Origin of the sequence: Vibrio sp. S9_S30, assembly GCF_014694455.1 — a bacterium.
GTDB lineage: Bacteria > Pseudomonadota > Gammaproteobacteria > Enterobacterales > Vibrionaceae > Vibrio.
The window spans coordinates 49,645-74,549 of record NZ_JAAUWT010000006.1 but is presented as its reverse complement, the minus strand read 5'-3'; the positions used below and the strand labels follow the sequence as shown (position 1 = coordinate 74,549).

Below are 24,905 nucleotides of genomic sequence, written 5' to 3'. Positions count from 1 at the left end.
ATAATCTTATTGAGATAAGCCAAGGAGATGGTTATGCGTAAATGGTTTTCTTTTCCGCTGAAAGAAGGAGAAACCTCCGCTCAGGCACACTGCGACCTACCAAGCAACGCATTTGAACGAGAAGTAGGGAAAGAGGGCTTTTTTGGTCCTGCAACGCATATGTATCATGAACATGCCCCAACAGGCTGGAGTGAATGGGAAGGCGACTTGCGCCCCCACGCCTTTGACACCAACAAAGTGGAAGCCGACGAAACTTGCCCGCTTGCGGCACCTTGCTTGCTAAAAAACGGCAACGTTCAGGTGAGAATTTGGCGGACCAGTGCCAATATGCAGCATCTGGTTCGAAACGGGGATGGGGATGAATGCCTTTTCATTCATCAGGGATCAGGCTCATTATTTTGTGATTATGGGCACATGACCTTCAGCGAAGGCGACTATTTGGTTATCCCCCGCTCCACGTCTTGGCGCATAGAAACCAACGAACCAATCGTGATGTTGATGATAGAAGCCACCAACAGTTCCTACATGAGCGCAGAACGCGGAATACTCGGTGAGCACGCCATTTTTGACCCTGCCGTATTGGTTCACCCTAAAATCGACGACGCATTCAACCAGCAAAAAAGCACCAGTGAACATTGGAAAGTGCGCATCAAAAGCCGCAATCGCCTGAATAACGTGACTTACCCTTTCAACCCGTTGGATGCCATCGGTTGGAAAGGCAACCTCACAGTCTTTCGGTTAAATTGGCGAGATATTCGCCCACTCATGAGCCATCGCTATCACTTGCCGCCATCCGCTCATATTACGTTTGTGGCTGATGGGTTTGTTATTTGCACGTTCGTACCGCGGCCAATCGAATCCGATCCAGGCGCACTCAAAGTGCCGTTTTACCACAACAACGACGATTACGATGAAGTGCTGTTTTACCACAAAGGCAATTTTTTCAGCCGAGACAATATCGATGCGGGCATGATCACGCTTCATCCCTGTGGCTTTCCACACGGACCGCACCCGAAAGCACTGGCGACCAGCCAAGCAAACCCGAAAAAAGAAACCGATGAAGTCGCCGTCATGATCGACACTCGCGCCCCTTTAGACATTACTGAAACCGCAGCGTCTGTCGAAAACCCAGATTATGTGTACTCATGGCGCACACCTGCAAAGTAAGGTGTATCAACAACATAGCTCACATTGGACTGTAAGAATTCAAAAATACTCATAATAAATTAGAGGAGAACACTGGATGAAACTCGCATCACTCAAGCACGGAAGAGACGGTAACCTTATTCTCGTTTCACGCGATTTATCCCAAGCAACGTTAGCCACAGACATCGCTCCAACTCTCCAGCACGCGTTGGATAATTGGGCAGATACGTCCGAACAACTCGAACTGCGCTACCAAGCGTTAAACGCTGGAAACGTGAATACCACCTTCCCATTCAACCCTGAAGATTGCGCTTCGCCTCTTCCTCGCGCTTTTCAGTGGGCAGACGGCAGCGCCTACGTCAATCACGTTGAACTGGTTCGAAAAGCACGGGGAGCAACCATGCCCGAGAGTTTCTGGACTGACCCTTTAATGTACCAAGGCATGTCCGACGGCTTCCTAGGACCAAGAGACGATATCGAATTAGCCGACGACAAATGGGGCTGTGACTTTGAAGGTGAGATTGCAGTGATTACGGGTGACGTGCCCATGAGTACACCGCCTGAAAACGCAGAACAACACATCAAACTGCTGATGCTGGTCAACGACGTTTCGTTACGTAACCTTATTCCAGGCGAATTAGCCAAAGGGTTTGGTTTCTTCCAATCAAAGCCGGCTTCTGCTTTTTCTCCCGTGGCGATCACGCCCGATGAACTGGGCGCAGCTTGGAGTGAAGGAAAAGTGCATCTTCCGCTTCATGTTCATCTCAACGGCGAAAAGTTTGGATCGCCAGAGGCAGGCGTCGACATGACGTTTAACTTTCACCAATTGGTCGCGCACGTAGCAAAAAGTCGCCACCTTGCGGCGGGCACCATTATTGGTTCCGGTACCGTTTCCAACATCGATCGCAGTAAAGGTTCATGCTGCTTGGCCGAAAAGCGCATGCTTGAAATCATCGATTCTGGTGAACCTTTAACGCCGTTTATGACGTACGGTGATAGAGTCGAGATTGAAATGTTGGATAAAGAGGGTAACTCACTGTTTGGCAAGATTGACCAAACGGTTGCTCAATATCAATTGGATTAAGTTTGGGTTAAGTAGCTTACAGGAAGTGCTAATGAAATTGTACGATTACGTCCGGTCTACCGCGGCTTATCGAGTAAGAATTGCATTAAACTTGAAAGGGGTAGACTACGAGCCTGTCCCTGTTTCACTGCTGGATGGCGACCAAAACAGCGCAGAATACCTTGAAGTGAATGCCGCTGGCTTGGTGCCTTCTTTGGAAACGCAAGGAGACATCATTACTCAGTCGCTCGCGATCATCGAATACCTCGATGAACTCTACCCAGAGCTGCCCTTGTTGCCAGAACACCCCATCAAGCGCGCACAGTGTCGTGCCCTTGCCTACGACGTCGCGTGCGACATGCATCCACTTAACAATCTTCGAGTGTTAAAGCATTTAACCGGCGAATTGGCGCAAAGTGAGGAAGAAAAGCTTGCTTGGTATCACCACTGGTTGCGGCAAGGTTTTGAAGGATTAGAGAAGAAGCTATCTAAGTCGGATACCGCATTTTGTTGTGGCGACAACCCTACCTTAGCCGATATTTGTTTGGTCCCTCAGCTATTCAACGCTCGCCGCTTCGAGTTCGACCTCACGCCATACCCAAGGCTGGTCGAGATTGAAAGCCATTGCCTAGCGTTATCTGCTTTTTCGGATGCAAGCCCAAAGTAAATTCTTGCTCCGAAGAACAGCTTAACTTGATCGCAAAACAGCACGACCAGTGACAAGCCGTGCTGTTTTTGCATTAGAGTGACATTCACCGTAGGCTTAGTTTTGAAACGCCATGAAAATCAGTCACATATCATCCCTTTTTATTCTAGCGGCAAGTTTTACCTCTTCAACGGTTAATGCATCTCAGGTCAGCTGAGCGCTGCTAAACGATGGCTATTTAGAAAACGAAGGAAAGATGATTATCGCCAAACCCGTGTCTCTCACGCCAAATGATCAAGGAGCGAAAGTAACCCTATTCTCTGATCCGGCGATTGAAATACAGTTAGCAAGTGCACTTATCGTTAAACATTCCGTCTCCAAACCTTTTGTTAGCGCATTTGACACTATCATAGTCAAGGAAGAAGAAACGACTCGAATCCGAAGCTCCATTAGAGATAGTGCAGCAGATTCAATGGGATCTCACCTCACCCTGCAAAAAGATCAAAAGTCACTATTGGTGACATGTGACTCTATTTCTGATTGACGCTTGTGCTGATTCGAATCGCCTCTGAACAGCCATATCGATATAAACAGTAGGAAACCCACAAAAAGGGCAACAGAGGCATAAAAACTGGCTACAACATTTGGAAATAGAGTGGCGATCAGATAAGCAATAAGGCTACCCATCCCCATATAATATTGGAATGTACCGAGAGCCGTGGCAATCATACCTTCTCGGTATTTCATTTTTACCTCGGTTCGAATGACCGAAAATGCCAAGTTATAGCCTATACCCAAGGCAACGGGTGCGATAAAAACCAGATAAGGGAAAAATGATGACGTATAAGCAATGATCATCAAGAAACACGCTAGCACCATTAGCCTGGTTTTATTCATCATGTTTTCGAGCTTGTAACTGAGTATTCCTCCCACAAAACCGCCAAGCCCTATCATAAAAAACACCGTATTTGACTCAGTGACCCCCGACAAACTTAATGCATAAGAATTAAAATAAGTCAGCACTATCACGTAGGAAAGCTGAAGGGGAAGGATGGAAAAAAACAATTTATTTAACGGTAACTTACCCGATGTATCATCCGATTTTCTTGGCGTGTAGTTGAAATCTTGTCTAAATAAAAATGACGATAACACGAGTAGAGTATAAGCAGTGCCACACGACAAAATAAGAACGTTAAAATCAAAGTAATGCAACAAGCTGTTTGCAATCAGTGGCGTCCCAATGTACATCAAACCATTCATGGCGGTTTGAAGACCCTGAATTTTGGCTAACTTGTTGTCGTCTGTGGCAAGAGACACCGCGGAAGAGGTGGATATGTTAATTATCTGGCTCAAAATAGAGCAAGCAAAGGCAAATATATAGAAAACCGATAGACCACCGTCAAAATAAACCGCGATAGATGCCGTCAGTAACGTAGCCAATGAGGTAATTAAAACAAGGAATGACGGTGTCTTATCAATGACTCTTCCAATTATTTTGGACAAGACCAACCCAGGAACCAGCATAAGGAGATACAGAAAGCTGTACCCTGAGATACCCTTGAACTCATAAATTTCGATACCAATAGAGAAAACCAAAATACCAGTAACAAAAAAGACACATTGAACCCAAACGATAAGTTGGAAAGGTCGAGTGAAGCTAGAATGGGGCATTTTCTCGTTTGTCATTACTTGCTGGGAAGCTCTCTATCTGCGTAGGGAAGGAAGAAAAGTTCATAATAATACCTTTATTTTACAATCAATTAGATTCTCACTAATGCTTGATAAGTACTGCGAGATAGTAGTGTTTATTGAATTGGTTATTCAACGACCAATTATGAACGTTGCGGCATACCTTCTAGCTTTACAAAATAAAGAATCTTGTAACAATTAACCACCTCTTTTAGCATGTAGACAAATACACCCACCAAAGAATTAACATGCTCGACAAAATGGCGTTTTTTGTTTCGGTGATTCGAACCGGATCTATTTCCGCAGCAGCAAGGGAGTTTGAACTTTCTGTTTCAGCGGGGAGCCGTTGGTTGCAAGAGTTGGAGCAACATTTTGGGATGACGCTTTGCCACCGTTCTAATCGGCTTCTTACTCCTACGCCTGCGGGACAAACCTTGTTTGATGAGTTTGCTCCTATTGTGGACAGCAGCGACCAAATACGCCGAAAGTTAGAAGGCTTTCAAAACGAGCATAATGGGCACATTAACATCGCTTGTACCCCCGCCTACGCCAATCATTTTTTGATGGACAAGATTTCTGATTACATGAAAACGCACCCTAAAGTCACATTCAATCTTACGGTGACACCATGGGCGCTCGACCATTCCGACAGAGCCGATTTGATCATCAGCGCCAACGCTCATTACCAAGGTTATCGAGACCGAGACGTCCACCTCGTTCGCCGAGAGCTGATTTCGGAACCCTTTGTCGCTGTTGCGTCGCCAGAATATCTAGCGCAAAACGGTAAACCAAAAACCCCTACCGACATCACCTTGCACCAATGCCTATTCGCGACCACTTTAACTGGCAGTAACGATTGGATATTCAAGAAGGACGACGAAACACTAATTGTGAAAGTGCCAAAATCACTGGAAGTGAACGACAGTGACCTGCTTCTCCAAGGGGCATTAAAAGGGGCAGGCATTGCCTACCTACCCGAATTCATTGTGAAAAACGCTCTTGAAAACCAACAGCTCATCCAGCTGTTAAGCGAATACGATACAAGCTTGTGGAGCCTCAACCTGTTTTATCAGCCACAAAATAAGGCGTCTCCTGCGGCGAAGCAGTTTAAGACCTTTTTGCTGGAATAATGTCCATAAAGCGAGCAACAATCAACGTTCAGAGATCTTAAGAATTTCATACTGTTCACACTGATTGAACACACTGAAATCCAGGAGTTCTTGTTCTAATGCCTCTAAGAATTCCGATTTCTTTTTCAGTGAAGCCTCTATAAATAAATGGATCACATTCAACGTAGAGGTGCCTTTATCCACTTTACAATCCGCTCTCGCGACCAATTCACCATTCCATAAAATGGGCAAACAAAAGTAGCCAAATTGGCGTTTTGCTTCAGGCACATAACATTCGATTAAGTAATCAAAATTGAAGAATGCACTGGCTCGCTTTCTTTGAATAAGAAGGTTATCAAACGGTGAAAGAATTTTTGCTCGTTTACGATTCAGGCGTGTATCCAATAAAGGTAAAGATTCTGAAAGCGCCCAATAGCCATTCCCTTGAACTTCGACTTCAACAATTGTGCCTTCATCGCATAAATCACGGAGTGCTTGAGTCACATTGGCTTTCACATCCTTGAGTAAATAGATCATTTCAGAAAGCGTTCCGAGCCCATGTGCTTTCAAATAACAAAGAACTAAAAAATGCGCATGCTCTTGCGACGTCGGCACAGAGATATCGATTTCCGGCGTCAGTACACGTTCAGTTAAGTCGTACACTTTCTGGAAACCGCGACGCTGCGGGATCATTAAGTCTCCCTGCATAAACAGGTATTCCAATGCACGTTTGGCTGGCTTTGCTCCCCAACCATTAATTTTGGTGCCTTTTGAATCAAAATCTTTGGCGAGCAGTGGCCCTTCTTCCTCAATACGTTTGATCACGTGATTCATTAGCTTGGTATCTTTCTTATACCAGTGCCCTTGCTGGCCAGATTTAATGGCCATTTTACGAGGCAAGGTGTAACGAAAGTTCTTCATTGGCAGAAAAGAGGCAGCGTGCGACCAGTACTCCAGCACTTTATTGTCAGCGACAAGATTTTCAAGATGATCTGGTTGGTAATTGGGGTTGCGACTCCACAACACATGGTGATGCGCCCGCTGAACCACTGAAATGGTATCTATCTGAATGTAACCAAGCTGTTCAATCACCTTTAACGTATGTGAAGTGGAGTGAGACTTAGGAGATTTGGGCGGTAACCCTTGAGAAAGTAGCGCTAGTTTTTGGGCTTGAGATTGGGATAAGGACATCATAAAGCACACGCTCTATTCTTGATTTTCCTGTACTCAGCCTTTGTTCGAATCCCTTTCAATGCCTTACTCCTTAAATGTATTAACCTCTATTCTGCCGCGTAAAAACCTCCTTTGATACTTCACTTTGCAAATATGCAAAGTGGCTTTGAATTTCTGCTTATAACACCTCCAGTCCGTTCTTTCGTACACTGAGATTGACGTATTCAGGAAGAAGAGTAAGCAGATGGAAGCCATTTACATCGTTGCGGCAAAACGCACACCTATTGGAAATTTCAATGGTGGCCTGTCGCCACTCAGCGCGGTGGAACTTGGTGCTCATGCGATTAAAGCCGCTATCACGCAATCCAATATCGCTCCCGAGAATATCGATGAGGTGATCGTCGGCAACGTGCTTTCCGCCGGAAGTGGCATGGGGCCGGGCAGGCAGGCTTCCATTAAGGCAGGCATACCTTCGTCTGTACCCGCTTACACGCTCAACATGATATGTGGCAGTGGAATGAAAGCCCTGACCGATGCCGCCAGTCATATCCGAGCAGGCGACGCACAAGTCGTCATGACTTGCGGAATGGAAAGCATGTCTAACGCGGGGTTTGTGGTTTCTGGTGATAACCGCCGAGGGCACAGAATAGGCAATCAAACCATGGTGGACACCATCATGCATGACGGGCTAACGGATGCATTCCACCAATACCCGATGGGCATCACCGCGGAAAACATTGTCGAGAAACTGAATCTTACTCGGGAAGAACAAGACCACTACGCACTCCAAAGCCAACTTAAAGCCGTTCGCGCCCAAGATGAAGGCAGGTTTGAACAAGAAATCTCGCCTGTTACGGTCACCACTCGAAAGAAAGAAATCATCATTTCGCAAGACGAATTCCCCAAGCGCGACTGCACATTGGAACAACTGCAAGCGCTGCGCCCTGCCTTTAGCTCATCCGGCTCCGTCACTGCGGGTAACGCATCTGGCATCAACGACGGCGCATCCGCAATATTACTGGCGAGTGAAACGGCCGTTAAGCAATGGGGGCTCACTCCTTTAGCCGAGCTCGTTGAATACGGTCAAGCAGGCATTGAGCCGGACATCATGGGGCTAGGTCCAGTCAATGCCATCGCCAATACCCTTAAAAAAGCGCGCATGACCCTAAACCAAATTGACTGCTTTGAACTGAACGAAGCGTTTGCCGCGCAATCTCTGGGCGTCATCAAGCAACTTAGTGAGCAACATAATGTTTCCCAAGATTGGATTCTTGAACGCAGCAATCCTAACGGTGGGGCTATCGCTCTAGGGCACCCAATTGGCGCTTCTGGCAACCGCGTGGTGACCACGTTGGTGTACGAGCTCAATCGCTCCAAAGCAAATATAGGCTTGGCGTCTTTGTGTATTGGCGGTGGCATGGGAACCGCGGTCATCTTAAAACGTATAAAGGCATAGCCATCATGCAAAAAAGCGAAAAAATCATGAAGAAAGGCATTAGCAAAGCCGATATAAGCGCTCTTCTTAAAGATGGCATGACCATTATGATCGGTGGGTTTATGTCGACGGGCGCACCAGAGGGTTTGATTGATTTATTGATTGAAAATGACATTAAAGACATCACATTAATCAGCACCGACACCGCCTACCCCGAACACGGTGTGAGCCGATTAATTGCCGAGAAGCGGGTAAAAAAACTTTACGCTTCACACATAGGGCTCAACCCCGAAACGGGCGCTCAAATGAATGCAGGGGAATTGGATGTGGAGCTAGTCCCGCAAGGTACATTGGCTGAACGCATACGTGCAGGTGGCGCGGGCTTAGGTGGCGTGCTGACCCCTACGGGTTTGGGCACCATAGTGGCGGAAGGAAAACAAACCGTGGTGATTGATGATGTCCCTTTTCTGCTGGAAACGCCGCTAAAAGCCGATCTGGCTCTAATACGGGGCTCGAAAGTCGATAAAAGGGGGAATGTGTTTTACAACAAAACCACTCAGAACTTTAATCCCATCATGGCAACCGCGGCCGAGACCGTCATTGTTGAAGCGATAGAGATCGTCGATGTCGGCGAACTCCAACCAGAAGCCATTCACACTCCAAGCTTATATGTCGACCACATCTACCAGCAAGGATCTTTATCATGACCCATTTGACCAAAGCCGAAATACGACAACGCATCGCCAAGCGCGTCGCACAAGAATTTGCCGATGGTGATGTGGTTAACCTAGGCATTGGGCTTCCCACATTAGTGGCAAACGAAGTCAGTGATGACATAGAGATTTTGTTTCAAGCAGAAAACGGGCTGCTTGGTATAGGGGAAATGGCTAACGACACCAACTTTGATCCTGATTTGGTCAATGCGGGTGCTCAGTCAATCACCGCGATCAATGGCGCGTGCTATTTCAATAGTGCCGATTCCTTCGCGATTATTCGTGGCGGTCACGTCGATGCGACCGTTTTGGGTGCACTCGAAGTTGACCAGCAAGGCAACCTTGCTAACTGGATAGTACCAGGGAAAATGGTACCGGGAATGGGAGGGGCGATGGATCTGGTGGTCGGAGCGAAAAAGGTCATCATTGCCATGGAACATACTGCCAAAGGCAAACCCAAAATACTCAAAAGCTGCACCTTACCGCTCACTGCTGTCAATCAGGTAAACTTGATTGTGACCGAGCTAGGCGTTTTTGAAATAACCCCTGAAGGTATTGTCCTCACCGAAATAGCCAGTGACGTGGATATCGACACGATCCAAGCGCTCACAGAAGCACCTTTATTAATTAGCCCGTCATTAAAGCCAATGAACGCGGCGTAATTTTGTTATTTGGCGCTGGGTTCTGTTTGCGAGCCGCTGCGAATCCGGTTAATCTCATCACCTTCAATGCCGAGTGACAGCGTCACCCACACTAAACCCTGCGGCTTCCTTAACCTGTACCCACCGCTCCGTCAACCTAACCTACCCTTTCAATCGCTCATGGTGCTTATTTTGAATACGGATCTTATAGTCGGGTCAAGCATCAAAATATTTGAAACAAAATAGACCAACAACTCACCGTCGTTTTCAGTACTATCACTTTGATAAGGGTTCATAATATTTCAAGGAGATAGCGGCAAGTGGAGATAAGCATACGGGCAGCCCGCCTAGAAGATGTTCCAAGCATCGCTGAAATACACGTCACCTCGTGGCAAGCAACTTATCGTGGGCTCATACCCGAAGAATACACTGCTTGCTGAATGTGAAGATCGGCTTATTCAGTTAAATGTAAGCAAGGCCACTTTATGGGTGTTAGATAGCAATGAACAAGCACTTAACTTTTACCAAAACCATCCATTCGTACACCAAAAACACCCATTCGTACAAACAGGAAAGCAGGGAAAGAACCGAATCAACGGCCTACGGCTTAACGATTTACAGTGAGAGAAATCGTTATAAATACTCTATTTAAACAGTGGAATGAAGGACAACACATGTACACAGAAACGGAACAGTTAACGATAGCCATCGTAGACAAACAACTCGACGCCTACAACGCGCGCGACATTGATGCTTTCGCAGCCACTTATCACGAAAATGTCGAGATTCACTCTTTCTCTAAAGGGCTTCAATATATAGGGAGAGACACGTTGATTGAGCGTTATGGGAAGAAGTTTGCGAGTTTAACGTATTTAAACGCGACGTCGCTAAAGCGCATCGTTCACGACCGTTTTTTGGTTGATCATGAATTGGCAGAATCGTCGAGTTTGGCGTCTGGAGACATTGAAAATAGCCTAACCGTTATTGCTGCATATGAAGTTGAAGATGGCTTAATAAGACGCGTCACTTTCATGGGCTAAGTCTAGGTTAGTGAGCATGCTGGGGATCACCCAGCATGACTGACTATGGCGCTTCTTGAATTTGCGCATTCCGTGTTTGTGCGCAAAAGGAAAGGTCATCACGTTTATGGTATCCAAGAAGAGGCAGAGAGAATTGACCATCCAAGTACTTATTCGCTAACGCCATTCCAAGCAGCATAGTAAAAGTAAATGTCATCACAACATGGCTTCCTGCACCAACACTCGCAATAACTGGCCCTGGGCAGATACCAGCCAAACCCCAACCAACACCAAAAATCGTGGCCCCAGTGACTAAAGTGCCATCAACGTTTGTGTCCGACGCCCGCTTAAATGCATCGCCGCTAATGGATGTCTTTCTCGGCTTGATCAACAAGTGATAGAAAGGAATAAAGACAAATAACGCACCAGCCATAACAAACGCTAGGGAAGAATCCCAATGCCCTGTTACATCAAGAAAGGCGATCACGAGATCGGGGTTAACCATACCGGAAATGTGCATACCCGCACCAAATAAGAGCCCAGCGACAAGCGCTGCAAGGTTACGAATATTCTTTGAACTACACATTGATATACCACCTAACATTTATATACCACCTAACATTTACATACCACCTAACATTTTTCGAATGAAAACCACACCAATCGCGACGGTCATAAAAGTCCCCGTGGCAACAATCGAACGGCGGGAAAAACGCCCCATCCCCACAATTCCATGGCCACTAGTGCAGCCGTTACCTAACCGAGTTCCAAAGCCAACAAGCCCCCCAGCAAGCGCAATCAAATAGATATTTCTATTGCTCAATTCTGGTAATTCAAAACCCAGAGGGGATACCACGAACCCACTAACGATCATTCCAACTAAGAATGCCATACGCCAGCTTGTTTCGTGTTTTTTAGGTTTCAACACCCCCCCTATAACCCCACTTATTCCAGCGACTTTCCCGCTGAATATCATCAGAACCCCTGCCGAGAGACCAAGTAAGGCTCCACCGAAAAATGCGTTCCATGGAAGAGTAAGTTCCATTCATCACCACCTTAATATTTTATAAAACAAACTCCATATTCGTCCGTATTATCATCTTTTAAATTAAATTAAGTCAACCCTAATTTAGAATTAAAAACATTAGACATTACTAAAATATGTAACTATAGTTATTAGACATAACTGACGGAGATACCACTATGACTATGACCCTAGAGAATGGAATTCGAGTTTTGGCTGGAAGCATGATTATTGCCTCCGTCGTTTTAACACAGTTTGTCCACCCTTATTTTGTGGGTCTCACTGTCTTTATTGGGCTTAATCTTATTCAAAGTGCCTTTACGACGTTCTGTCCCGCTACTTTCTTTTTGAAAAAAATGGGGCTAAAACACCATCCCTAAAGGGGCTCACACACAAAGTGGAGTGATGGATAGACTAAGCGGAGTGATGAATAAACCAAGCGGAGTGATGGATAGACTAAGCGGCTCATTTTTCATATGTTCAAGCTACCGACTTGAAGGTGAGCGCTCTATTTAGGGCAATGTTGTGCATAAAATCGCATAAGTGGATATCGCAAGGTCAGTTTGCCTCGGGTTACTCCGGCAACGTTCTCTTTTGAATATCCTTATTTCTTCCTTTTTGAATGCCTTTATTTCTGTAAATCCTGGAGTTATACCAATGACAAAAATCGTGATTGTAGGTGGTGTTGCCGGTGGTGCTTCCGCCGCTGCGCGTGCACGTCGTCTGAGTGAAGACGCTGACATCATCATGTTTGAACGAGGAGCATTTGTCTCTTTTGCTAATTGTGGATTGCCTTACCATATCGGTGGTGACATTCAGGACAGAAATCAGCTTTTACTGCAAACACCAGAGAGCTTCTTAGCCCGCTTCAATGTCGATGTTCGAGTCATGAACGAAGTCGTGTCCATAGACCGTAATAACAAGTCAGTTACAGTAAAAAACCTTATTGATGGCAGTGAATACCGCGAGAGTTATGACTTTTTGCTGCTTAGCCCAGGAGCAGCCCCTGTGGTGCCCCCAATTCGAGGAATCGATAACCCACTGACTCATTCATTGCGCAACATTCCAGATATGGATCGCATCATTCAAACGATTCAAATAAACAAACCTGAACATGCCACGGTTGTCGGCGGAGGCTTTATTGGGTTAGAGATGATGGAAGCATTCCACCAGCTAGGGATTAAAACCACATTGATTGAGATGGCGGATCAAGTTATGACTCCCGTTGATCGCGAAATGGCCGGTTTTGCGCATGCCGAAATTCGTGAAAAAGGCATCGATCTCAAACTCGGTGTGGCACTTGAAGCCGTTGAATATGTGCCAACCGATCACATCGTTAACGTCGGTTCCGATAAGAACGAAAAACGACAGCCTGTCGAAGGTCATCTCAGTTTAACGTTGAATAACGGAGAATCCCTAACCACCGATATTTTGATCATGGCTATTGGTGTGCGTCCAGAAACTCAGTTGGCTCAAGAAGCCGGTTTACAAATTGGTGAACTGGGCGGCATCCAAACCAACGAGATGATGCAAACGAGCGATCCGAGTATCTATGCGGTGGGTGATGCTGTCGAAGAGAAAGACTTCGTCACAGGCTCACAAACACTGGTTCCGCTAGCGGGCCCTGCCAACCGACAAGGTCGTATGGCCGCCGATAACATGCTCGGTCGCCAAGAACGCTATCAAGGTACACAAGGCACAGCCATTTGTAAGATCTTTGATCTGGCTGTTGCGTCTACAGGTAAAAACGAAAAGCAACTTCAGCGCGAAGGTATCGAATATGAAAAAGTCTATGTTCATACCGCAAGCCACGCGAGCTATTACCCTGGCGCAGAGACAGTGTCGTTCAAGCTGCTCTTTGACCCGAAAAACGGCAAGATTTTCGGCGCTCAAGCCGTGGGGAAAGATGGCGTCGATAAACGGATTGATATCATGGCTGTTGCCCAACGAGCTGGGATGACCGTAGAACAACTTCAACACCTTGAACTCACCTATGCTCCACCTTACGGAAGCGCTAAGGACGTGATCAACCAAGCGGCATTTGTCGCCAACAACATCATAAAAGGTGACGCGACGCCAATTCACTTTCATGAGATTGATGCACGGACTGAAGACCAGCTATTGCTTGATGTGCGTAACCCAAGCGAGCTTGAAAGCACAGGTTGTCTTGATGGGGCAATGAATATACCCGTCGATCAATTGCGCTCACGCATGAGCGAGCTCCCTAAAGACAAAGAAATTCTTGTTTACTGCCAAGTTGGGCTTCGCGGACATGTCGCTTACCGTCAACTGGTCAACAACGGTTATCGAGCTAGAAATCTGTTAGGAGGATACAGGACATACGTATTTGCGACACAATAGCGAACGAACAGGGATAAGGTAGACGTGAAGCATAAGGCATGCACACGTCTACACTCAATGCGCCGTCATTTCATTGTACGCTTTGATGGCATGGAATTTTTCGATCACCAAGATGTAGTCTTCTCTGGAGACCGTTTTATGCAATCCTGTATCCAAATCTTGTATTTCAGGGTTTCCAGATTTAACGATCGCACGTAATTCATATATGGGAGATTTGGCATACGCGACCCCATACACCAACAAAAAGACAGGTAAACCCGCGTACAGCGGGTGGACAAGCAAAGCAACAAAACCAAACACGAATGCGATTAATGCCGCCCTTTTTACTTTGTCTATGGTGGTGTAATCCTTCACATACAGTTCTTCAATTCTGTCTAATGAAATTACAGAGTCACCGACTTTTAACCCTGCAGACGTCATCCTCGGAACATCCACTTTTTTAAACATCAAAACATCCTATTTCAACGCAAACTGCTTGTTCAGACCGGATAGGGCTTGTTTAAAAAGCTCACAACCCAGTGGAGATAAAATCTAACACATAACCTATTGAGCTGGTGTGCCCAAGATTACAAAACCATCAAGAAGCTGGCGAAATTCTGCGGTCTATCGCAATAATTAGACTTAATTCGATACAAACAATGGGGTTTTCAACGCAGTTACAAGAGCAAATAAGCGCTTTGATGCTTTAATCGTCGTGCCCAAAAAAGACAAAACGCCCTGCTATTGCAGGGCGTTGAATGCTACTCGTAAAACGAAAGCTCAGTCAAACTAGTCCATGGAATGATCCCTGGTGGGAATTCCGTAACAGTGAGACGTACTTGGGATGTGTATACAGAATCGGGAAGAATATGCCGAGCACCTGGCTCAGATGCATTGCTGTCTCGCTCATCAATAATGACATACTCACCATTTGAGTTTAACGCCTCCAATTTGTAACCATACTTTCGGTCTTGAAGAGTGCTTAAGCTATAAGCCCGAATGGATTTTTCTTTACCCAGTTCAACGTCTACGACACCATAACCGTCCGTCGACCATCTGTCCCCAGACGACAAGCTGCCATCGAACAAGTTTTCGCATCCGTATTGAGCTTGCGGCTCGCTATTGCACGTAAACGATGTAGGCATAATGATGACTGGAGAATACTCCCGTCCATACAGATCCCATTCTCTTATGCTCACCCAGTTAGACGAATTGTTGGCAATACCGGTGACGGTTAATTTTGCGTATCGGGCGACAACGGGTGACAACACTTGATATTGCCCAGAGCCATCTCCCCCCACGCTCTCACTCACCAACTGGTAGTCGGCAGCTTCCGTCGCTTTTACCTCAATCTTAAAATTGTAGTTGCGATTATAAAGAGCACTTAAAGCAAAACCATTCAGCGTATGCAATGCACCTAAATCCACTTCAACATGTTGTGGGAACGTCATCGCCGACCAACGATCTCCTGAACTATCACTTCCATCAACAACTTGGCTGCAATTGTACTGGGGTTGTGGTTCATCACTGCAACTCACGGGTTTGTTTAATGCAATACTCTCTACAGTCGATGGTTTACCGAACACCTCCAACTCCCGGACACTTACCCAGCTTCCACTGTAGGTTGCCGCACCTTCGAAAGTCACACGGACATATCGCGCAAAGGTATTATCAGGTAAGCCTATTAAGCTGGCGCGGCCATCCGTGTTATGCAGTTGATCGAGTACCGTCTCGTATTGGCTATCCGAGTCGACTTTTACCTCGACTTTATATTGGTAATCACGATCGAAATAAAAACTGCCTCTGAAGGCTGAGAGTTTACTGATTTCTCCTAGATCAATTTCAATCCATGCAGGAAACTCATTGACAGACCAGCGTTTGTGCCCAGCGAAATTTCCATCAACCGCTTGGCTACAAGGTGCCAAAGATGGCTGTGGCTCCGCTGAACAGGTTACTGATTTATTTTCGGCAATATTGTTGTCTGATAGGAGGTGGTAAATTTCACTAGACGCCGCCAAGTAGGAACCTACCGTGTAAGGCTGGCTAGTACCTGCTCTTGCATATGACATATAGGGTTCATGTGCCACACCTTGCGTCCAGCCTAATCGACCAGAATCCTGCAATGCAGTATTCGCTAAGGCTAACCATCCTTTTTCGATAACTGGCATGTAAGTTTCCGCATCTAAAATCCCTAAGCGAACCCCAATCGCCATCCCATAAATAAAGAATGTGGTTCCACTCGACTCAGGTGCATCGATGTGGTGAGGCTCAATAAGATCTGCCCCCCAGAAGCCATCCGCTAATTGAGCATTTTTAAGTGCTGCCGACATTTTGACAAAGGTGGTTACGTACGTATCGTAGTGAGGCGCATCTTTAGGTAACCGATCTAATAATCGGGCAATCCCCCCATACGCCCAACCATTACCGCGTGACCAAAACATTGGGTTGCCGTCTGGACTCGGTTTCTTAGGGTAAACATACCGAGAATCTCTAGCCCACAGAGAGTACTCTTCATTCCAAAGTGCGTTGTAGGTCGACTGGAATTGAGTATATAGCGACTCATAAACCGCTTGTTTCTCTGATTCACTGGTCAACGTATCTGCCATTAAGGGCCAAACAGCGGGAGCCATATAGAGCGCATCCGCCCAAGACCAATAGCTCGAATTGGAAGAATTCACCACTCCCATCACGCTTTCTTTCAAGCAATCGAGGGTGGCGTCCTGTTCATTGGCTAAAGGAGCCAGTTCAAAGAATACCTGCCCAGCGGCCTGGTGATCGGCATGAGTTGTGCTGCATGAATTGTGAGGTTCATAGGAAAATGCTCTTGCCCAATTAAGGGTGTTATCCCATGCTTTCCCATTCCCCGTCAGCTTGAAATATTCGAACTCACCGATATGGTACGCACCATAAACCCAGTTTGTATCCGGTGTATATTGGCTATCATAAAACCCATTGTCTACCCAGTAGTCGTGAACCAACCTTGATGTATTTAACATATCATTTGGGGTGAATTTATAAGCCCCGAAAGCTGTCCCGCTTAGAAATAGCGCGCCGAGCAGGGATAACTTCGTCATCGTTGTTTTCATTTCAACTATCCTTAGTTAAAGATTTGTCGTAAGGTCCCAGCTCCTTAAAGCGCAGGATCACAGCGATCATCGATCAGGTTTCCATTTGCATCATCAAAGACGCGAACATGACGAAAAACGGACTCACCATTCCTTGCGCCATTGTCATGATCGGCAATGAGCACTAGGTATTTTGTCCTTTCAGAGGTCGCGAATTGACCGACAGGAATAGTGAAATGTTGAAATTCTCCACTTCCATCATAGGTCTTATAGCGTTCAATGGAATTGGCATCGCCTTGAGTTCCATAAAGGGAAAAGCGAGTTTCACCATTATTCTGAGTCTTATCTCTATCCAGAGCTATACCGTGAAATTCACCTTGCTGAGTACTTTTAAAATCAAATGTGATCACAGTATTGGGCGTGATGTCATACGGCAATTCGACCACCCGCCAAGCGTTGTTAGTCAGTGATAAAGTGCTACCGTCTGGGGATACCTGATATGTTCCACCATCCCCTTGATTTGGATCGTAAACATCAACCTGATTGCGGCTAAAGTAAACGTCACTGTAGTCTTCAAATATGGCGATATTTCGGAAGGTAGAATCACCTTGTGCAGTCGCATCATCATCGGCATTAACGACAAGATAGTTCGCATTAAAGGGCTGATTACCAATCGATTTTCCTAAAGGGGCTATAAAGCGAGAAAAAGAGCCAAGGGTGTGATAAGTATCGTACCTGCCTTCAATATAGGCGTCTTTCTGCGTACCAAATAAACGGGCTCGTAATTGGTTGCTTACGGACAGGTTGCTATCTAGCCCGATTGCGTGTTCTTCACCTTGAGTATCCGATTTAAATTCAAAAGAGACGGTGGTGTTCGGTGTCACGCGATAGTCAATATTGATGGCTTTCCAGCTATTCCCAGTCAGTGAAATACCGTTGTTCGCAAATGTCGCGGATCCCTTATCTTGGCTGCCACCATAAGCGGTCGTATTGGATGAGGAAGGAGAAACATTCACTGCTTGGCACGTTCTTGCTATGTAAGCACTCTGACTATTAATGTATTTCCCAACAATTTTCGTGTCATACCCTTTGAAATAATAGGGCTCTCCCGTGCTTTGAAGGTTTTTATACCCATTAATAAAAGACTCATACTTGCCAGTAAACCAAATAACGACCTGCTCACCCGCACTTTCCGCACCAAACGGGACAAACGGGCGGTAATTATTATCGGGAGAGTTTGAGGTTAAGGCTTCCCAAGTAAAACTCGTTCCGCTTAACACACCTTTATAGATTTCAAACTTATCCGTATCTAACCCCGTCGCTGGATTAACATTAGCGGAAATGAATATTTCGTTCGGGTTATATGGGTTAAGGGTAATACCACCAGCGTAATCTATTTGAGCCCCTCCGTACGTTGTTCCATCTGATGCTGTAATCGGCTGAGGTATCAGAGAATCTCCGGCGTCCGCCACCCAAATTTTATTCCATTGTTTTGTCGATGCATTCCATGTAGCCATGTAATAATCAAGGGTATATTTGTCTTGTTGATGGCTATAAAGAAGGACAGGGTTACCTGATGAGTCGTAGCGAATTTCATGATTCCATGGGGAACGGTTGGTTCCATCTTCACCTTGTTGATAAACCACCGTTCCATCCGACACAGAAAATGGCGCGTCACTCAGATTTCCGATTAGTGTGCCATCTGTTTTGTATGTTTTTCCGTTTTTGATATAGAGGTGATATAAGCTGGTTCGCTTTTGAGTCGGATGACCGTCGGTGAAGAAAAAGTCGATTCGATCCACACCGTTTGATGCGTATTTTGCGTACGCCCTCTCCCACCACCGACTGCCGTTTTGAATAAAGTGTTTTGCTTCAGTGGGGTTGTCACCATTGGCATCAAAGGTCACGTAGTACGGATCACGGCCACCAACACGGAAGAAATTGTAAATTTTTCCGTTTTCCGCAGAAAGCTGATACGCATTATTGTAAGTAGCGGATCCCGGAACAGAATAGGCTCTCTCTGCCCCCCAATCCTCTAATGTCAACGGCAGAGATTTGTTAGAAACTCGATAGTACTGTCTTCGCCTAGCGTCATGCAGCGTGTAAAGCGACATCATTTTTCCATTTTGCAGAGGAAGAATGGCGCCGTTGTTGTGATCATCTGCCTGCCGAAAACTGCTGAGATCGATGTCATCACCGATTCTAGAACCTGATTCCAAATCCAGTGTAGACATACCCGTAAAGCCATCAATTTTTACATAGGATGTGTAAAGCACACCGTCGTTGATTCTGGCTCGTTCGTCAATAAACCAGATATATGTGCCATCTTCTGTAATCACAAAATCGTAGTCATTCGATACTGGGGCAGCACTTAGGTATTGGGGTAGCGCAATCATCAAAGGAAAGAGCACAGCGCCACTAAACCTACGAAGAGTATATTGTATTGAGGAGTGCATCGTTGTTACCTCTCAATCATTTGATCCACCTAACTAAGGTAAAATCAAAGAACAAATCGAAAAGTAAACGACATAAAAAGAAGCCAAAACTTTCACTTTCTTTCTTTGTCGAATACCACATAGAACAACCTCAAAATCCATTGAAGTTGTCGACAAAGAATGAACAACGCATGACGATTCTTATTGGCTCACAGCTAAATCTGTCAATACAATCAAATAAAATAGTATTATTTATTTAGCACAGATCACAATTAGAAATATACTTGAAAGAAAAATAAAGAAAGAATGAAATAAAAACGGCTCAACGTCTAATTAATAGATTCGGAATCCAGTTTCTTATACCTTGAAATACCCTTCTCTAAATGGAAAGCCATTGTCTTACCTGCATTTTCACTGTCTCTTTCTGCAATATACTCATACATTTTCTTATGTTCTAAATATACACGATCAAGGAAGTCGGCTTCATCATCTGGCAGCTGATATAAATCAATACGAGAGTGGGGAATAATTTGAGGGCCTAAATGCTCCAGTAACTTTAGGAAATAAGGGTTTCCCGATGCCTCTGCAATCGCGATATGAAATTGAAAATCCGCGATGGACACTTCACTGTAGTCGTATTCCGCTTTTTTGAAGGCATCCAAAGCGGCAGCAATTTTAGCGAGCTGGATGTCCGTATGATGCTCTGCGGCTAGCTGCGCTGTTTTTGTCTCTAGGCATAATCTCAAATCGAGCACATGCAAAATGTCTTTTAACGTGGTCGGGTTAAATAACTCTAACTTACTCACAGGGTTTTCGGTTACAAAAGCACCGATGCCTTGACGTGTTAGCACCATTCCGTCAGCCCTTAACCCTGCAATTGCTTCACGGACAACGGTTCGGCTAACACCATACTGATTAATAAGACTTTGTTCTGATGGCAACTTATCTCCAGGTAGCAAAATACCGTCAACAATGTCTTTCTTTAATTTTTCAATAAGTTGAGATGCCAGTGTTTTTCTCTTGCCTAACATTTTAGTAAATAGCCTCCACCAACTTTCATTATTTCTATTTATGGTTCCGTAGCTTCAAGCGGTAAGCTGGTTTAACGTCGCTTGGCTGTATCATCCTAATTCAATTTCACAGCAATAAACAACACTCATTAAATCTAAAATGCATATGCTTGTATATCTGTCGTTTTATTTTGCCCTCTTAATCGTGTCTTAAAAAATAATAAATATTGATATTGCGCACAATAAATAGAATTCAATTTACCTCACACACCATTCAAATTAGGGGTTGCCCGCATTTTAAACCCCTTTTTTTTCAGAAAGTTAAATAGAGCCTCCACATCAAAAATGAAGTTCATTGCATACTAAACCCAGTCAAAATCGATCAAAAAAACAACTTGTATGATGACATACGTGTGTTAGATTTTTAGTCGAAAGGATGACAACGCATACAGTTCAAAACAGAAAAACAGCAAGAACACGTTTCAATTTTAAGGAGCAAAAAATGGACAAAAGGAAATGGCTAAAACGTGTAACCCTTAGCTTTACAGCGACCACACTGGCACTTTCTGGCTTATTCTCCCCTGCAGTCGTTTCGGCAGAAAAGCTGAAATGGGCACACGTATATGAAACGTCTACCCCGTATCATAAATGGGCGGTTTGGGCAGCGGAAGAAATTGGCAAGCGCAGCGAAGGAAAATTCGACATTCAGGTTTTCCCCGCCGCATCGCTTGGTAAAGAAAATGAAATCAACGAATCTTTGAGCTTAGGGACAATTGATATTATCTACACAGGCTCAACATTTGTTGGTCGCTCATACGGCCCACTTGCGATACCTAGTGCACCATTTATGTTGCGAAACTTTGAACATTTTAATGCTTACGCCAATAGTTCACTGTTTGCAGATTTGAGTAAAGGGTATGAATCGGTAACAGGACACAATATTCAATCTCTTACTTACTATGGTCAGCGCATGGTGACATCGAATAAGCCAATATCTAAACCTGCTGATATGAAAGACATGAAACTTCGTGTCCCGCCGGCCCCGCTCTTCCAGATGTTTACAGACTCCGTTGGGGCAAATGCTACACCTATCGCATTCTCTGAAGTTTACCTAGCGCTATCGCAAGGCGTGGTTGATGGACAAGAAAATCCCCTACCCACGATCCAAGCTAAAAAGTTTTACGAAGTACAAAAGTACATCAATTTAACGGGTCATATCATTGATAGCTTAGTGACGGTGGTTGGCGGTCCTACATGGAACAAATTATCTGACAGCGATAAAGCCATGTTCAAAAAGGTATTTGTCGAAGCTTCGGCTGGTGCCAGTAATGATATTCGCCAATCAGAACAAGATTTGGTTGCTTGGTTTATTGCGCAAGGTGTCAAGGTAAACGCCGACATTGATCGTGAAGCATTCCGCAAAGCTGCAATGGCAGTCCACAACGGTAAACACGCTTCTTGGTCGGAAGAAGTCTACAAACGATTCCAAGAACTTTAACTTCAAATCAAAATGGTTCGTTACGCATAAACATAGCGAACCATTTTGTATAAACCTCTAGGAGCGTGAAATGTTAGACGCAGAGAACACGGGTACCTCTCAAAATTTCCGAGAAATAAAAAAAGAAATGAATAGACCTGATAAACAAAATAAAAAACAAAACATCGCACAGACAGAAGAAGAGGTAAGCGGGTTCATAGAAGACGAAGATAAAAATTTTACGTGGAGCAGTATCGGCATACTCGAATGGTTTTGCATTCTGGCTTTCTGGATATTGGCTTTTGTTGTCTTTTACCAGTTTTTTACTCGCTACTTTCTTAACGATTCAGCCGTTTGGACAGAGGAAATTGCTCGAAATATTCTTATTATTCTCACCTTTTTTGGCGCTGCGTTAGCACTAAAAAGACACGCACACATTAGCGTGCAGTTTTTTGTTTCCAAGCTCCCAGCGGTTTATCAGAAAAAGGTGGTTTGGCTTAACTCGATATTACAGTCCCTCTTTTTTGCCAGTGCTATCTACTTGTGTTTAACGGTAGCGGACGCCATGAAATTTCAAAAGCTCATGGCTATCGATTTATCCAGAAGCGTTATATATCAATCCGTTGCTTTATCTTTTGTCGCGATGCTGATCATCGAAATCTATAGGTTAATCAAACGCCTAAAAAATAACGATGACCATTCTTCGGAGGATCCATCATGATCGCAATTTTATTTATTGCTGCCGCCATATTTATTTTAATTGGTTTGCCTGTGGCGGTTGCGTTAGCGGGCGCGTCTTTGTTGTTCATTTTGATCGACGCCAATTTACCAAGCATGGTGGTACTGCACCGAATGGTCAGTGGCGTGGACAGTTTCCCTCTTCTAGCGGTGCCGTTTTTTATTCTCGCAGGGAATTTAATGAACTCGGCAGGGATAACGAATCGTATTTTCGACTTTGCCAAATCTCTTGTGGGTTGGTTACCTGGTGGCTTGGGGCATGTAAACGTTGGCGGTAGTGTCGTGTTTGCAGGCATGTCTGGTGCCGCGGTTGCCGATGCTGGCGGCCTTGGCGCTATCGAAATAAAAGCCATGCGTGAGGCAGGATATGACAGTGAATTCTCTGTTGGAATTACCGCGGCATCTTCCACCATTGGCCCCATTATTCCGCCCTCTTTGCCTATGGTTATTTATGGCGTTTTAGCGTCCGCATCTATAGGTAAGCTGTTTGCCGCAGGGCTGATTCCCGGCCTTATGATGGCCGTTGCTCTGATGGTCATGATTGCATGGTACGCCAAGCGCCGGAATTACCCAGTAGACAGTGCATTCTCTATCAAACGAGTCGCCTCAAGCAGCAAAGGGGCATTCTTGTCCTTACTCACACCCATTATTGTTGTGGGTGGAATTACCACTGGGGTACTCACTCCAACAGAGGCCGCCATTGCTGCCGTAGTTTGGGCGCTATTTTTGGGTTCTGTCGTTTACAAGAGCTTGAACTTAAAAAGATTAGCGGTAGTTTCATTAAAATCGATAGAAACAACGGCTGTCGTGTTGTTTGTGGTTGCTTCGGCTTCGATATTTGCTTGGTTACTCACCAATTATAATATTGCGACCGCCATGGCTGATGGGCTCATGACCATCTCCGACAACAAGTACGTGGTTCTCAGCATCATTCTACTTTTACTGCTGGTGATTGGGTGTTTTATGGAAACCATTGCCGCCATGACCATCTTAGTCCCTGTGCTGCTTCCGGCCGTGACACAACTTGGGGTTGATCCTGTGCACTTTGGCGTAATTATGGTGCTCACTCTAATGATAAGCTTATTAACGCCTCCCGTTGGGGTCGTGCTTTATGTTTTATCAAGCATATCCAAACTGAGTTTCGAGCGCTGTGTTGTGGCTACCATGCCATTTTTGGTACCGCTGGTTTTCGTTCTACTCATCGTCACTTTTATGCCCGGTTTGGTGATGTGGCTCCCTAACCTTCTCTACCCTTAAAGCCATCAATTAAACAAAAAATGGTATTCAACCCATAAGAAATCTATGGGTTGGGTTCACTCGTTTCAAATTTAACGGATTAAGAAATATGAAAAGCTATTATTCGACTCATGCCGAGGATTACAGCAGTTACGATACACAGACGTTGCGCGACCGCTACCTAATAGAATCGATATTTGAGCAAGGAAAAGTGCTGCAATATTACTGCCACGATGATCGGCTGATTATCGCCGGCATTTCCCCTGAAAGCACACCGCTAAAACTCGCAGAGGGCAAAGAACTGGGAGGGCTGACCTTCTTTAAGCGTCGCGAAGCGGCCACCATCAATTTAGGTGGTAAAGGGCGGATCCGAGTTGGAAATGACATTTATTCTTTAGAATATAAAGATGCCTTATACATTGGCCAGGGAGAGCACCCTGTTTCATTCGAAAGCGTTGATGAAAGCCATCCCGCTCGCTTTTATCTATGCAGCGCACCCAGCCATCACTCTAAACCTACGACTCTAGTGAGATGTTCGGAAGCCATTCAAATTCATTTAGGCGATCCAAAAAACTCAAACGAAAGAATCATTAATCAATACATTCACCCAGAAATATGCTGCAGCTCTCAGCTCGTGATGGGGTTAACAGAACTCGTTAACACCTCCAATTGGAATACGATGCCTTGTCATACCCATGCTCGTCGTATGGAAGCTTATTTTTATTTTTCGGATTCCAAAGATTCTCAGGTTTTCCACTTTATGGGCAAACCTGACGAGACTCGTCATATCGTCATCTCAAACGAACAAGCCGTTATCTCACCGAGCTGGTCAATTCACAGTGGGGTCGGGACTCATCCTTACAGCTTTATTTGGGCAATGGCTGGGGAAAATCAAGAATTCAATGACATGGATTTTGTCGATCCACAAGACATGCGTTAAGAGGCC

Annotated in this window: 23 protein-coding genes; 15 read left to right on the top strand and 8 right to left on the bottom strand. The window is 45.1% G+C overall.

Going from position 1 to position 24,905, the window contains the following annotated elements; all coding sequences use genetic code 11:
- The first annotated feature begins 33 nt into the window (after positions 1–33).
- From HC752_RS08860 to HC752_RS08845, 4 genes are all read left to right on the top strand, one after another.
- Positions 34–1,167: a homogentisate 1,2-dioxygenase gene (locus HC752_RS08860; RefSeq protein WP_190334782.1), complete on the top strand. Its 1,134-nt coding sequence runs from the start codon at positions 34–36 to the stop codon at positions 1,165–1,167.
- 76 nt (positions 1,168–1,243) lie between these two features.
- The gene (locus HC752_RS08855; protein WP_190334781.1) at positions 1,244–2,230 is read left to right on the top strand and encodes a fumarylacetoacetate hydrolase family protein; all 987 of its coding nucleotides are present in this window, start codon (positions 1,244–1,246) and stop codon (positions 2,228–2,230) included.
- Positions 2,231–2,261: 31 nt separating this feature from the next.
- On the top strand, positions 2,262–2,876 hold the full coding sequence (gene maiA, locus HC752_RS08850) for a maleylacetoacetate isomerase (protein ID WP_190334780.1): 615 nt from the start codon (positions 2,262–2,264) through the stop codon (positions 2,874–2,876).
- A 235-nt stretch (positions 2,877–3,111) separates the two neighbouring features.
- Positions 3,112–3,399: a hypothetical protein gene (locus HC752_RS08845; RefSeq protein WP_190334779.1), complete on the top strand. Its 288-nt coding sequence runs from the start codon at positions 3,112–3,114 to the stop codon at positions 3,397–3,399.
- Here the strand turns inward: HC752_RS08845 and HC752_RS08840 are convergent.
- Positions 3,357–4,526, bottom strand: a complete 1,170-nt coding sequence (locus tag HC752_RS08840) for an MFS transporter (RefSeq protein ID WP_238930471.1) — start codon at positions 4,524–4,526, stop codon at positions 3,357–3,359. The genes HC752_RS08845 and HC752_RS08840 overlap by 43 nt on opposite strands.
- A gap of 266 nt (positions 4,527–4,792) precedes the next feature.
- Here HC752_RS08840 and HC752_RS08835 point away from each other — a divergent pair, with 266 nt between their 5' ends.
- Positions 4,793–5,674, top strand: a complete 882-nt coding sequence (locus tag HC752_RS08835) for a LysR family transcriptional regulator (RefSeq protein WP_190334777.1) — start codon at positions 4,793–4,795, stop codon at positions 5,672–5,674.
- 21 nt (positions 5,675–5,695) lie between these two features.
- On the opposite strand, the gene HC752_RS08830 is transcribed toward HC752_RS08835, so the two are convergent.
- Complete coding sequence (locus HC752_RS08830) at positions 5,696–6,847, bottom strand: winged helix-turn-helix domain-containing protein (protein ID WP_190334776.1); 1,152 nt, start codon at positions 6,845–6,847, stop codon at positions 5,696–5,698.
- Positions 6,848–7,070: 223 nt separating this feature from the next.
- On the opposite strand from HC752_RS08830, the gene HC752_RS08825 reads away from it, so the two are divergent.
- The 4 genes from HC752_RS08825 to HC752_RS08810 all read left to right on the top strand — a co-directional run bounded on the left by HC752_RS08825 (position 7,071) and on the right by HC752_RS08810 (position 10,655).
- Positions 7,071–8,282: an acetyl-CoA C-acetyltransferase gene (locus HC752_RS08825; protein ID WP_190334775.1), complete on the top strand. Its 1,212-nt coding sequence runs from the start codon at positions 7,071–7,073 to the stop codon at positions 8,280–8,282.
- Positions 8,283–8,308: 26 nt separating this feature from the next.
- Positions 8,309–8,968 (top strand): CoA transferase subunit A, encoded by a 660-nt coding sequence (locus HC752_RS08820; RefSeq protein ID WP_190334958.1) that lies wholly within the window; start codon positions 8,309–8,311, stop codon positions 8,966–8,968.
- On the top strand, positions 8,965–9,636 hold the full coding sequence (locus HC752_RS08815) for a 3-oxoacid CoA-transferase subunit B (RefSeq protein WP_190334774.1): 672 nt from the start codon (positions 8,965–8,967) through the stop codon (positions 9,634–9,636). The genes HC752_RS08820 and HC752_RS08815 overlap by 4 nt, the downstream gene beginning before the upstream one ends.
- A gap of 653 nt (positions 9,637–10,289) precedes the next feature.
- Positions 10,290–10,655: a nuclear transport factor 2 family protein gene (locus HC752_RS08810; protein ID WP_190334773.1), complete on the top strand. Its 366-nt coding sequence runs from the start codon at positions 10,290–10,292 to the stop codon at positions 10,653–10,655.
- Positions 10,656–10,698: 43 nt separating this feature from the next.
- Here HC752_RS08810 and HC752_RS08805 read toward each other — a convergent pair whose 3' ends face one another.
- The gene (locus HC752_RS08805; protein ID WP_190334772.1) at positions 10,699–11,220 is read right to left on the bottom strand and encodes a YeeE/YedE family protein; all 522 of its coding nucleotides are present in this window, start codon (positions 11,218–11,220) and stop codon (positions 10,699–10,701) included.
- 36 nt (positions 11,221–11,256) lie between these two features.
- Positions 11,257–11,679, bottom strand: coding sequence for a YeeE/YedE family protein (locus HC752_RS08800; protein WP_190334771.1), 423 nt, complete (start codon positions 11,677–11,679; stop codon positions 11,257–11,259).
- Positions 11,680–11,843: 164 nt separating this feature from the next.
- On the opposite strand from HC752_RS08800, the gene HC752_RS08795 reads away from it, so the two are divergent.
- Together HC752_RS08795 and HC752_RS08790 are read left to right on the top strand one after the other, a co-directional pair.
- On the top strand, positions 11,844–12,038 hold the full coding sequence (locus HC752_RS08795) for a YgaP family membrane protein (RefSeq protein ID WP_190334957.1): 195 nt from the start codon (positions 11,844–11,846) through the stop codon (positions 12,036–12,038).
- Between the two features lie 277 nt (positions 12,039–12,315).
- Positions 12,316–14,019: an FAD-dependent oxidoreductase gene (locus HC752_RS08790; RefSeq protein WP_190334770.1), complete on the top strand. Its 1,704-nt coding sequence runs from the start codon at positions 12,316–12,318 to the stop codon at positions 14,017–14,019.
- A 54-nt stretch (positions 14,020–14,073) separates the two neighbouring features.
- Here the strand turns inward: HC752_RS08790 and HC752_RS08785 are convergent, their stop codons facing one another.
- From HC752_RS08785 to HC752_RS08770, 4 genes are all read right to left on the bottom strand, one after another.
- Positions 14,074–14,466, bottom strand: coding sequence for a hypothetical protein (locus tag HC752_RS08785; RefSeq protein ID WP_190334769.1), 393 nt, complete (start codon positions 14,464–14,466; stop codon positions 14,074–14,076).
- A gap of 293 nt (positions 14,467–14,759) precedes the next feature.
- The gene (locus HC752_RS08780) at positions 14,760–17,084 is read right to left on the bottom strand and encodes a glycoside hydrolase family 88 protein (protein ID WP_190334768.1); all 2,325 of its coding nucleotides are present in this window, start codon (positions 17,082–17,084) and stop codon (positions 14,760–14,762) included.
- A gap of 44 nt (positions 17,085–17,128) precedes the next feature.
- Complete coding sequence (locus tag HC752_RS08775) at positions 17,129–19,519, bottom strand: BNR-4 repeat-containing protein (protein ID WP_190334767.1); 2,391 nt, start codon at positions 19,517–19,519, stop codon at positions 17,129–17,131.
- 308 nt (positions 19,520–19,827) lie between these two features.
- On the bottom strand, positions 19,828–20,529 hold the full coding sequence (locus HC752_RS08770) for a FadR/GntR family transcriptional regulator (RefSeq protein ID WP_190334766.1): 702 nt from the start codon (positions 20,527–20,529) through the stop codon (positions 19,828–19,830).
- Positions 20,530–21,010: 481 nt separating this feature from the next.
- On the opposite strand from HC752_RS08770, the gene HC752_RS08765 reads away from it, so the two are divergent.
- From HC752_RS08765 to kduI, 4 genes are all read left to right on the top strand, one after another.
- On the top strand, positions 21,011–22,006 hold the full coding sequence (locus HC752_RS08765) for a sialic acid TRAP transporter substrate-binding protein SiaP (protein WP_190334765.1): 996 nt from the start codon (positions 21,011–21,013) through the stop codon (positions 22,004–22,006).
- 70 nt (positions 22,007–22,076) lie between these two features.
- Positions 22,077–22,706 carry a TRAP transporter small permease gene (locus HC752_RS08760; RefSeq protein ID WP_190334764.1) on the top strand — a complete coding sequence of 210 codons (630 nt, stop codon included), beginning with the start codon at positions 22,077–22,079 and terminating at the stop codon, positions 22,704–22,706.
- On the top strand, positions 22,703–23,980 hold the full coding sequence (locus HC752_RS08755; RefSeq protein ID WP_194717321.1) for a TRAP transporter large permease: 1,278 nt from the start codon (positions 22,703–22,705) through the stop codon (positions 23,978–23,980). The genes HC752_RS08760 and HC752_RS08755 overlap by 4 nt, the downstream gene beginning before the upstream one ends.
- A gap of 88 nt (positions 23,981–24,068) precedes the next feature.
- Positions 24,069–24,899, top strand: coding sequence for a 5-dehydro-4-deoxy-D-glucuronate isomerase (gene kduI, locus HC752_RS08750; protein ID WP_190334763.1), 831 nt, complete (start codon positions 24,069–24,071; stop codon positions 24,897–24,899).
- The last annotated feature ends 6 nt before the right edge of the window (positions 24,900–24,905 follow it).

Bases quoted from the DNA above. Each gene is read 5' to 3' on its own strand.
- HC752_RS08860 (WP_190334782.1), top strand. From the start codon at position 34: ATGCGTAAATGGTTTTCTTTTCCGCTGAAAGAAGGAGAAACCTCCGCT.
- HC752_RS08855 (WP_190334781.1), top strand. From the start codon at position 1,244: ATGAAACTCGCATCACTCAAGCACGGAAGAGACGGTAACCTTATTCTC.
- maiA (WP_190334780.1), top strand. From the start codon at position 2,262: ATGAAATTGTACGATTACGTCCGGTCTACCGCGGCTTATCGAGTAAGA.
- HC752_RS08845 (WP_190334779.1), top strand. From the start codon at position 3,112: ATGATTATCGCCAAACCCGTGTCTCTCACGCCAAATGATCAAGGAGCG.
- HC752_RS08840 (WP_238930471.1), bottom strand. From the start codon at position 4,526: ATGCCCCATTCTAGCTTCACTCGACCTTTCCAACTTATCGTTTGGGTT.
- HC752_RS08835 (WP_190334777.1), top strand. From the start codon at position 4,793: ATGCTCGACAAAATGGCGTTTTTTGTTTCGGTGATTCGAACCGGATCT.
- HC752_RS08830 (WP_190334776.1), bottom strand. From the start codon at position 6,847: ATGATGTCCTTATCCCAATCTCAAGCCCAAAAACTAGCGCTACTTTCT.
- HC752_RS08825 (WP_190334775.1), top strand. From the start codon at position 7,071: ATGGAAGCCATTTACATCGTTGCGGCAAAACGCACACCTATTGGAAAT.
- HC752_RS08820 (WP_190334958.1), top strand. From the start codon at position 8,309: ATGAAGAAAGGCATTAGCAAAGCCGATATAAGCGCTCTTCTTAAAGAT.
- HC752_RS08815 (WP_190334774.1), top strand. From the start codon at position 8,965: ATGACCCATTTGACCAAAGCCGAAATACGACAACGCATCGCCAAGCGC.
- HC752_RS08810 (WP_190334773.1), top strand. From the start codon at position 10,290: ATGTACACAGAAACGGAACAGTTAACGATAGCCATCGTAGACAAACAA.
- HC752_RS08805 (WP_190334772.1), bottom strand. From the start codon at position 11,220: ATGTGTAGTTCAAAGAATATTCGTAACCTTGCAGCGCTTGTCGCTGGG.
- HC752_RS08800 (WP_190334771.1), bottom strand. From the start codon at position 11,679: ATGGAACTTACTCTTCCATGGAACGCATTTTTCGGTGGAGCCTTACTT.
- HC752_RS08795 (WP_190334957.1), top strand. From the start codon at position 11,844: ATGACCCTAGAGAATGGAATTCGAGTTTTGGCTGGAAGCATGATTATT.
- HC752_RS08790 (WP_190334770.1), top strand. From the start codon at position 12,316: ATGACAAAAATCGTGATTGTAGGTGGTGTTGCCGGTGGTGCTTCCGCC.
- HC752_RS08785 (WP_190334769.1), bottom strand. From the start codon at position 14,466: ATGTTTAAAAAAGTGGATGTTCCGAGGATGACGTCTGCAGGGTTAAAA.
- HC752_RS08780 (WP_190334768.1), bottom strand. From the start codon at position 17,084: ATGAAAACAACGATGACGAAGTTATCCCTGCTCGGCGCGCTATTTCTA.
- HC752_RS08775 (WP_190334767.1), bottom strand. From the start codon at position 19,519: ATGCACTCCTCAATACAATATACTCTTCGTAGGTTTAGTGGCGCTGTG.
- HC752_RS08770 (WP_190334766.1), bottom strand. From the start codon at position 20,529: ATGTTAGGCAAGAGAAAAACACTGGCATCTCAACTTATTGAAAAATTA.
- HC752_RS08765 (WP_190334765.1), top strand. From the start codon at position 21,011: ATGGACAAAAGGAAATGGCTAAAACGTGTAACCCTTAGCTTTACAGCG.
- HC752_RS08760 (WP_190334764.1), top strand. From the start codon at position 22,077: ATGTTAGACGCAGAGAACACGGGTACCTCTCAAAATTTCCGAGAAATA.
- HC752_RS08755 (WP_194717321.1), top strand. From the start codon at position 22,703: ATGATCGCAATTTTATTTATTGCTGCCGCCATATTTATTTTAATTGGT.
- kduI (WP_190334763.1), top strand. From the start codon at position 24,069: ATGAAAAGCTATTATTCGACTCATGCCGAGGATTACAGCAGTTACGAT.